Annotated in this window: 11 protein-coding genes; 8 read left to right on the top strand and 3 right to left on the bottom strand. The window is 39.0% G+C overall.

The genetic code is table 11. The features are described from left to right. Positions 1 to 563, bottom strand: a 563-nt coding sequence (locus KQI94_RS14590; RefSeq protein ID WP_216454551.1) for an AMP-binding protein, incomplete at its 3' end; no start/stop codon positions are given. 220 nt (positions 564 to 783) lie between these two features. Here KQI94_RS14590 and KQI94_RS14585 point away from each other — a divergent pair. Next, a complete protein-coding gene (locus KQI94_RS14585; RefSeq protein WP_002355332.1) occupies positions 784 to 1,185 on the top strand; it encodes an organic hydroperoxide resistance protein in 402 nt (133 codons plus the stop codon). Positions 1,186 to 1,228: 43 nt separating this feature from the next. On the opposite strand, the gene KQI94_RS14580 is transcribed toward KQI94_RS14585, so the two are convergent. After that, a complete protein-coding gene (locus tag KQI94_RS14580) occupies positions 1,229 to 1,999 on the bottom strand; it encodes a sulfite exporter TauE/SafE family protein (RefSeq protein WP_255067470.1) in 771 nt (256 codons plus the stop codon). 169 nt (positions 2,000 to 2,168) lie between these two features. Here KQI94_RS14580 and KQI94_RS14575 point away from each other — a divergent pair, with 169 nt between their 5' ends. Genes KQI94_RS14575 through KQI94_RS14545 form a run of 7 tightly spaced genes read left to right on the top strand, consistent with a single transcriptional unit; the run spans position 2,169 to position 7,494 of the window. Beyond that, on the top strand, positions 2,169 to 2,972 hold the full coding sequence (locus KQI94_RS14575) for a PTS sugar transporter subunit IIC (protein ID WP_002358431.1): 804 nt from the start codon (positions 2,169 to 2,171) through the stop codon (positions 2,970 to 2,972). Further along, positions 2,947 to 3,783 carry a PTS system mannose/fructose/sorbose family transporter subunit IID gene (locus KQI94_RS14570; protein ID WP_196782459.1) on the top strand — a complete coding sequence of 279 codons (837 nt, stop codon included), beginning with the start codon at positions 2,947 to 2,949 and terminating at the stop codon, positions 3,781 to 3,783. Before KQI94_RS14575 ends, KQI94_RS14570 begins: the two co-directional genes overlap by 26 nt. 30 nt (positions 3,784 to 3,813) lie before the next feature. Beyond that, positions 3,814 to 4,290, top strand: coding sequence for a PTS sugar transporter subunit IIB (locus KQI94_RS14565; RefSeq protein ID WP_002355337.1), 477 nt, complete (start codon positions 3,814 to 3,816; stop codon positions 4,288 to 4,290). A gap of 16 nt (positions 4,291 to 4,306) precedes the next feature. Beyond that, complete coding sequence (locus tag KQI94_RS14560) at positions 4,307 to 5,158, top strand: SIS domain-containing protein (protein WP_002355339.1); 852 nt, start codon at positions 4,307 to 4,309, stop codon at positions 5,156 to 5,158. Between the two features lie 14 nt (positions 5,159 to 5,172). Further along, positions 5,173 to 6,063 carry an N-acetylmuramic acid 6-phosphate etherase gene (murQ, locus tag KQI94_RS14555; RefSeq protein WP_002355340.1) on the top strand — a complete coding sequence of 297 codons (891 nt, stop codon included), beginning with the start codon at positions 5,173 to 5,175 and terminating at the stop codon, positions 6,061 to 6,063. 12 nt (positions 6,064 to 6,075) lie between these two features. After that, a complete protein-coding gene (locus KQI94_RS14550; protein WP_002355341.1) occupies positions 6,076 to 7,065 on the top strand; it encodes a serine hydrolase domain-containing protein in 990 nt (329 codons plus the stop codon). Positions 7,066 to 7,074: 9 nt separating this feature from the next. Further along, entirely contained in the window at positions 7,075 to 7,494 is a 420-nt protein-coding gene (locus KQI94_RS14545; RefSeq protein WP_002363016.1) for a PTS fructose transporter subunit IIA, read from the top strand. Positions 7,495 to 7,527: 33 nt separating this feature from the next. Here the strand turns inward: KQI94_RS14545 and KQI94_RS14540 are convergent. Beyond that, the coding region (locus KQI94_RS14540; RefSeq protein WP_216454549.1) for a DUF1189 family protein at positions 7,528 to 7,929 on the bottom strand (402 nt) is incomplete at its 5' end.

Below are 7,929 nucleotides of genomic sequence, written 5' to 3'. Positions count from 1 at the left end.
CCCATAGAGTGATTGGAATGACAGATAAGTTTAGGAATACCTGTTGTTCCAGAGGTGTGGGTCATGTAGGCAATTTCGTCTTTAGTCAGTTCGTCTTGAGGAACTTCCGTGGCATCAGCTTCTAAAAGAGAAGCAACCGAAAGTTTTTTATTGGCAGAGCTGTTACGAACAGCTTGAACTTTTTCAGCAGTCACATCATCAAATAAAATATAAGGATCTTCTAAACGATCAACGAATACTTCAATTGTTTCAAAAGGTAAATGGTATGAAACCATTACAGGAACGGCTGCTAGATATGAGGCTGCAACAGCTAGTAAATACGTGTCGAATTTAGGACTTTTATAAATAATAATTTTGTCGCCTTTTTTTACACCTAAAGTGGCTAATTGATATGCCCGTTTCAAAATTTCTTGATGGCTTTCACCATAAGTTGTTTCTAAGCCAAGTGCAGGAAAAGCAGGCAAAGATTCATCAAAAATAATTGGAACAGTTGGTGTTTTTTCTGCGGCTTCTTGATAGTTTGTGTAGAGGTTTAATGGTTGATAATCAAGTAAGTGTGTCAAGGGAAAGTCTCCTTTGTAAAATAGTTTGTGTACAAATGTACAAGTTCACTTTATCCTATCATAGAATGGGTTCTTTTTCTACGTCAAAAATACAACGTTAAATGTTATTTTTTATTATTCACAAGCACAACGTTTGCTGTATCTGGCAAAGTTTCCTACAATAATTATGTAAGTAACAAGTTCTCAGAAGTGTAAAACTTTACAAAGGAGAGGAATTTACATGAAAAAAATCTATGAAACAACTATCATTAATACGGGTGGACGTGCAGGAGAAGTTCACTCACCGGATAAATCATTTTCTTATGCGGTTGCTTCGCCAGGTGTCAAGAAAGAAAATACAACAAATCCAGAACAATTATTCGCAGCGGCTTACAGTGCTTGCTTTAACGGTGCGTTAGAATTAGTGATGGATCAAGAAAAAGTCGAAGGTAAAAGTACAGTAACTGCACGTGTTTCCTTATTCCAAGGAGAAGATGGATTTAGCGTTGGTGCTGAATTAGAAGTTCATATTGATGGGGTAGATCAAGCTAAAGCAGAAGAACTTGTTAAAAAAGCCCACGAAATTTGCCCATATTCTAAAGCAACAAGAAATAATATAGATGTTAAATTAACAGTGATTTAATTAAAAAAGAAGCGCTTTGTCGTATAGACAAAGCGCTTCTTTTTTAGATAACAGTCCACAAATTATACATATTTAACAAAATAACTAAAAAAACAACTAAACTATAAATTTGGGCGACCCGTTGTTGGGATAATTTTTTACTGAAAAGACCGCCGACATAACCACCGAATAAAGCGGCAGGAATAATAGCCAAAAGCATTGTCAAATCAAAAACCGCAAACCCTGTGGTCAAGCCGATATTGCCAAGTTTGGCGAGTTGGGAGAAAAAAATAGTAATGATGGAATAAACAGTTGCTGATTTGATATCCATTCCAAAAAAGAGAATAAGGCAAGCTACATTAATGGGACCGCCACCGATGCCTAAAAAGGTTGATAGAATCCCTAAGCCTAATCCGACAATCAGAAAAATGCTCAATCCGTTGAGGTGTAAGTGCCAGTTGGAAAATTGATTGTAGAGAAGAACCAAAACCAAGGTCAGCAACATGATGATATATTGGATTAGTTGTACTTTTTCTTCATTTGGTGCTAGTGCAATCGCCTGATTAAGAAGTAAATCACCTAACATGCCGCCGACTAAGGAACCAAACGAAATACTCGCGGCTTTTTTCCATTCAATTTGGACACCATTTTGATACTGTTTATAAGTCGAAGAAATGGACATGACAAAAACAGCGACACTTGAATAGAACGCAATACTATTTAACGAATGGAACCCAAGAAAATCCAAAACAGGCTTAATAATGACGCCTCCACCCATCCCAGAGAGCGCCCCAACTGTATTGGATAGAAAAATAGTTATGAAATAAATCAGCAAAACCCGCACATAATCACTCCTAAACCGTTTTCTTTTAGTATAGCACAAAAATTATATAAGAAATGTAATTTCATTTAAAAATATTTTTAAAAAGAACTTGAAATGATATTTCTTTAATGGTATTCTACAAATACAAAAAAGAAAACGCATTCAAGGAGGGTGAGAAAGCATGACAGTATCGATTGGTATTATTTTGATTTTATGTCTTTACACAGTTGTTGGTGTACTTGACCAAATTTCTATTCAGATTGGTCCATATACACCATTGTTTGCTGCAACGTTTACTGGCCTGGTCTTAGGGGATGTTCAAACAGGTTTGATGATTGGGGCAACGCTTCAATTGATGACATTAGGCGTAGCGACTTATGGAGGAGCAACAGTCCCAGACTTTCTTTCGGGGGCCATTATGGGAACGGCTTATGCAATCATTTCAGGGAAAGGGGCAGAGTATGGTATCGGAGTTGCGGTTCCGATTGGGTTATTATTAACACAACTAGATATTTTAGGCAGAATGGCTAATACGTTTTTCCAACACAAAGCAGATCGTTATGCGGAAGAAGGCAATTATAAAGGGGTCGAGCGCTGCAATGTTTTAGGAATTTTTCCTTGGACGATTTCTCGTGTCATCCCAGTTTTTATTGGCCTAGCTTTTGGTGAACAAGTTGTAAACGCTATCAACAATTGGATTCCTATTTGGGTGATGAATGGGTTAAAAGCAGCAGGTGCTATTTTACCAGCGATGGGGATTGCTATTTTAATGCGTTACTTACCAATTAAAACATACTGGCCCTATTTTATTATTGGGTTCGTGTTACTTGCTTATGGGGCCCAATTCTTCTCAGTTTTAGGTGTCGCACTGGTTGGCTTGGCTTTAGCAGCGATTTATGTGATGAATCATAACAAAGGCGGCGCAGCTACAACAAGTGGCACGGTTATTTACGAAGATGATGAGGAGGTTGAGATTGATGACTAACAAATTAACAAAAAAGGATATTAATAAAGTTTACGTCCGTAATCTTTTTGGCTATCAGTGGGGCTGGAACTATGAAAAAATGCAAGGACTTGGTTACGCTTGGGTGATGATGCCTGCATTAAAGCGACTATACAGTGAAGATCCAGTAGCTATGAAGAAAGCCTTGAAGACACATCTTGGCTTTATGAATACAACGCCAGCCATGTCGCACTTAATTGTCGGGGCTGATATGGCTTTGGAAGAAGAAGTCGGCATTGAAGATGAAACGGCCATTACTGGCTTGAAAACAGGTCTAATGGGTCCGTTTGCTGGTGTTGGTGATACCATTTTTATCGCGATTTATCGTGCGATTGTTTTTTCGATTGCAGCTTACATGGCGCAAGGGGGCCAGGTTGTTGGGTTACTGATCCCGTTAATTGCCGGAGCAGTGGTCCTATGGGTTCGCTATAAATTCACTTGGATTGGTTACCATCAAGGGAAAAAAATTGCGACAGAATTTGCGGATAAAATGAAATTGTTTACGCAAGGTGCAGCTATTTTAGGGTTAACGGTGGTCGGCGGTTTGATTCCTTCGGTAATTACTTACAAATTAGATTTAACTTATAAAATGGGAGATGTAACATTATCTGTTCAAGAAATGTTGGATAAAATTTTACCCGCATTAATTCCTTTAGGGATTGTTCTTTTATCCTATTGGTTACTAGGGAAAAAGAAAATGAATTCAACACGGCTAATCTTTGTTTTAATTTTAATTGGCATGGTTTTAGGCAATTTACAACCAATGTTGGCTTGGGTTGGCGGTTTATTTTAAAAAAATAGTATATAATAGGAGAGATTTATTATGACAATTGTACATGCAAGAGTAGATGAGCGTTTAATTCACGGACAAGTTGCAACCGTTTGGACGAATACGGTTGGCGCACAAAGAATCATGGTAGTAAATGATGCCGCTGTCAAAGATCAATTACAAATTGGTGCCTTAAAAATGGCTAAGCCTGCAGGAGTTAAATTATCTATTTTATCAAAACGTAAAGCGATTGAAAAAATTTTAGCAGGCAATTATGATGAAGAGAAAGTCTTTTTAATTACGAAAGACATTGCAGACATGGCGGCTTTAATTGATGGCGGTGTTCCGTTACAGAGCTTCAATGTCGGCAATATTTCTCAAAAAGAAGGCAGTCGAGCAATTAAAAAATCTGTTGCATTAACCGATGAAGATATTCAAACCGTTCGTCGTTTAACAGATAATGGGGTGACTATTACCGCACAGATGATCCCTTCTGAACCAAACGAAGCAATTTTAACTTTCATAAAATAGAAATGGAGATGAGAAGATGGAGCCAATCCGTTCAATCAGACAAAAATATAAGGACTTTTCCAAAGTAAATAAGAGAATCGCAGACTATATACTGAAGGATCCGACCCGTCTTCTCTCATTAACAGCAAACGAAATTGCTAGCAATAGCGAAACTTCTCCAGCATCAGTTACCCGTTTTTCTAAACAATTAGGGTTTGACAGCTGGGAAGAGTTAAAACTATCCATTGCAGCGGTACAAGCTGCCAGTAACGGTAAAAAAGATATTGATCCAATTGTAGCGGCGGATGATTCGGTGGATACTATTTGTATGAAAGTGGAATCTTTATTAAATGCTACGATTGAGGATTTATTTTATACAGTGGATAAACAAGCCTTGGAACGAGCAATCGCGCATGTTAAAAAAGCGGAAAAAATTCATTTGGTTGGAATTGGTGCCTCTTCTTTAACGACTTATAATCTTTATCACAAGTTTAACCGCGCTGGTCGCCAAGCAATTTTTAATTATGATAGTCACATGATGTTGGAGTTTTTAAATTATGCAACGGCACAAGACATTTTGATCACGGTCTCCTATAGTGGTTTGACAAAAGAAGCCTTAATCGCCTGTGAAATTGCCAAAAATAGGGGCGCAACGGTTATTTTTATTACCAGTAACGATGGAGAAAACGTGCGATCATTGAGCGATGAAGTTCTTTTAGTCCCCAATAATGAGCACCTCATTCGAGTTGGGGCTATTTCATCGATTGCTTCGTCAATGGCAATTGGCGATGTTCTGTATTTAGGTTCAATTCAAGATGATTTAGACACAGAAATTGAACGTAATATGATTGAAACGAGTCAACTTGTCAGCCGTCTAAAAGAGAAGTAGGGGTGTGCAAGCAAATGAACTTAGAAGGATTAACGACAGAAGCCAGAAATGAAGCGACTAAAAAGATTGACCAAGTGTCAACATTAGAAATGGTAACTTTAATAAATCAAGAAGACCAAAAGGTAGCACAAGCAATTGAAAAGGTGCTTCCGCAGATCGCTGCAGCAATTGATGCAGCGGCAGAACGATTTAAAAAAGGGGGCCGTTTAATCTATTGTGGTGCAGGAACGTCTGGACGTTTAGGTGCTTTGGATGCGATTGAATTAACGCCCACATATAGTGTGTCGCCAGAACGCGCATTTGGTATTTTAGCTGGTGGTGAAAAAGCAATGTATCAAGCAATTGAAGGCGCTGAAGACTCGAAAGAATTAGCTATCGAAGATTTAACACAACATCAATTGACTGCCCGAGATGTCGTAATTGCGATTGCTGCTAGTGGTCGGACACCATATGCTGTTTCCGCAATTGAATACGGAAAAAAAGTGGGCGCTCTAACCATTTCAGTTACCTGTAATAATCAAAGTCCGATGAATCAATTGGCGGAAATTGGGATTGCGCCAATTGTAGGACCGGAAGTCATTACAGGATCAACTAGAATGAAAGCGGGTTCAGCACAGAAAATGGTGTTAAATATGTTTTCAACAGGGATTATGGTTAAAGTAGGGAATATCTATCAAAATTTGATGGTCAACGTACAACCAACGAACGAAAAATTAATTCAACGTGCCACGAATATCATTAAAGAAGCAGCAGAAATCGAGGAATCGCAAGCCAAAGAATACTTGGAGGCAGCACAGCTAGAAGTGGCACCAGCCATTGTAATGGCGAAAGCCCACGTTGATTTTCAAAAAGCCAAACAACTATTAGCAGAACATGACGGACGGATTTCAGAAGTTTTAGCATAGAAGTGGTGAACAATGAATCAAATCGCAATTCAAGAAACAATTCAGAGACTGATTAATCAGCAAGTCGTTCCGGGTGTCGCTTGGGGGACGATCACAGAAGATAGCTTATCAGAACAGTATACGGGCTTTTTAGGTAATACTGGTCCATTTGCAAGACAAAAGATTTCATCAGCTAGCCTGTATGATTTAGCGTCCTTAACGAAAGTTATTGGGACAACAAATCGAATGTTACAATTAATCGATACAAATCAGCTTACTTTTTCAACCACTGTGGGGGAAATCCTACCTGATTATCAAGGACTATCTTGTTCGATTGGGGAGCTTCTACTGCATCAGAGCGGACTGCCAGCTGATGTTGTCGATAAGAAAAATGTCACAAAAAAAAGCTTGCAAGAAATCATTTTAACGCATTCGTTATCTGAACGAGGGAAAACCACTTATTCTGATTTAGGGTATTACTTATTGGGAGAAATTATTCAAGTATTGGATCGCTGCTCATTAGAAGAGAGCTTTCAAACATACGTATTTCAACCAATGAACCTACAGCATACAAGTTTTACGGTCAGCGATTTTGCCCAGGCAGTGCCCACAGAGATTACAAAACAACGCGGCGTTATTCAGGGAGTGGTCCACGATTCGAAAGCCTATCAACTAAAAGCGCCAATCGGCAGTGCAGGTTTATTTGCAACTTTACCAGATTTACTCACTTTTGTTCAGTGTTTTATGAACAATCGCTACCCGTCTGGCAAACCATTATTTTCTGAAAAAATGTTCGATGCTCTCTGGTCTATGAATCAAGGGGGCCGTACATTTGGTTGGGAAGTGAAAAAGACGCAAGCAGGGGCAGGCTATTTGTATCATACTGGCTTTACTGGAACGGCGATTGGTATGAAAAAAGAGACCAAAGAAGCCCTAATTTTGTTGACGAATCGGATTCATCCCACTCGTGAAGAACGTGGCTTTCTGAAAGCACGAACAAAAATTTATCAGCAGTATTTTTAGGAGGAAATGATGAAACCAAAATTAATTTTAATGAGCCATGGACGGATGGCAGAAGAAACCTTAGCTTCTACTCAAATGATTGTCGGGGAATTAGCAGACGCTGCGATTGTGTCAATGACCGCAGAAGATGGCTTGAGCGGCACGCAAGCAAAACTGGCAGCAATCTTAAAAGAAGCTGGCAATGTCCCGACGCTTGTATTAGCTGATTTAAAAGGAGGAACACCTTGTAATGTGGCTATGATGGCCATGGGCACTTATCCGCAATTGCGAGTGGTCGCCGGACTTAATTTAGCAATGGCAATTGAAGCAGCCGTGTCACCTGTGGAAAATGTGGATGAATTAGCTGCATATTTAACGCAAATTGGCCAATCTGCGGTGACCACGATTGACTTACCTGAACTAACAGATGAAGAAGAATTTGAAGAATAGCAAAAAGGTGTTGTCTCAAGGACAACACCTTTTTTAAGAACCAGGGATATTCCGCGGTTCGTTTTTGGTTGTAACAAAGAAAAAGAATAGGCTCAGTAAAATAACTAGGATGCCATCGTTAAACATCGGATTTACGAAGTTTAAAATAGCACTTAAGATAACTGGCACGGTAGCACAATACGTAATAATTTTTAAACAATCAATCAAACGTAAAGAATAAAAACGTAATTTTGAATAGAGAGATGCACCGATAGCGGCAATCAGTAAGTCTAAAACTAAACCGATTAGAACAGGGTAGATAGCCACTAAAAAGACAATGAGTTTTGTCCACCAGGGGATCGCTGCTTCACTTAGCGCAGTCTTGATACTCTGAGCGTTAACGCCATCTAAGGTTCCTTTACTATAGGGGAAGATAAATTGGTCGGTGCCTAGAAT

It is taken from the genome of Enterococcus sp. S183_ASV_20 (assembly GCF_018919685.1).
In the GTDB taxonomy this organism is placed as follows: domain Bacteria; phylum Bacillota; class Bacilli; order Lactobacillales; family Enterococcaceae; genus Enterococcus; species Enterococcus faecalis.
This window is presented reverse-complemented; position numbering and strand designations above follow the sequence as displayed.

Excerpts from the sequence above, each read along its gene's own strand:
- KQI94_RS14570 (WP_196782459.1), top strand. The coding sequence starts at position 2,947 with ATGAGGAGGTTGAGATTGATGACTAACAAATTAACAAAAAAGGATATT.
- KQI94_RS14575 (WP_002358431.1), top strand. The coding sequence starts at position 2,169 with ATGACAGTATCGATTGGTATTATTTTGATTTTATGTCTTTACACAGTT.
- murQ (WP_002355340.1), top strand. The coding sequence starts at position 5,173 with ATGAACTTAGAAGGATTAACGACAGAAGCCAGAAATGAAGCGACTAAA.
- KQI94_RS14545 (WP_002363016.1), top strand. The coding sequence starts at position 7,075 with ATGAAACCAAAATTAATTTTAATGAGCCATGGACGGATGGCAGAAGAA.
- KQI94_RS14560 (WP_002355339.1), top strand. The coding sequence starts at position 4,307 with ATGGAGCCAATCCGTTCAATCAGACAAAAATATAAGGACTTTTCCAAA.
- KQI94_RS14585 (WP_002355332.1), top strand. The coding sequence starts at position 784 with ATGAAAAAAATCTATGAAACAACTATCATTAATACGGGTGGACGTGCA.
- KQI94_RS14550 (WP_002355341.1), top strand. The coding sequence starts at position 6,076 with ATGAATCAAATCGCAATTCAAGAAACAATTCAGAGACTGATTAATCAG.
- KQI94_RS14565 (WP_002355337.1), top strand. The coding sequence starts at position 3,814 with ATGACAATTGTACATGCAAGAGTAGATGAGCGTTTAATTCACGGACAA.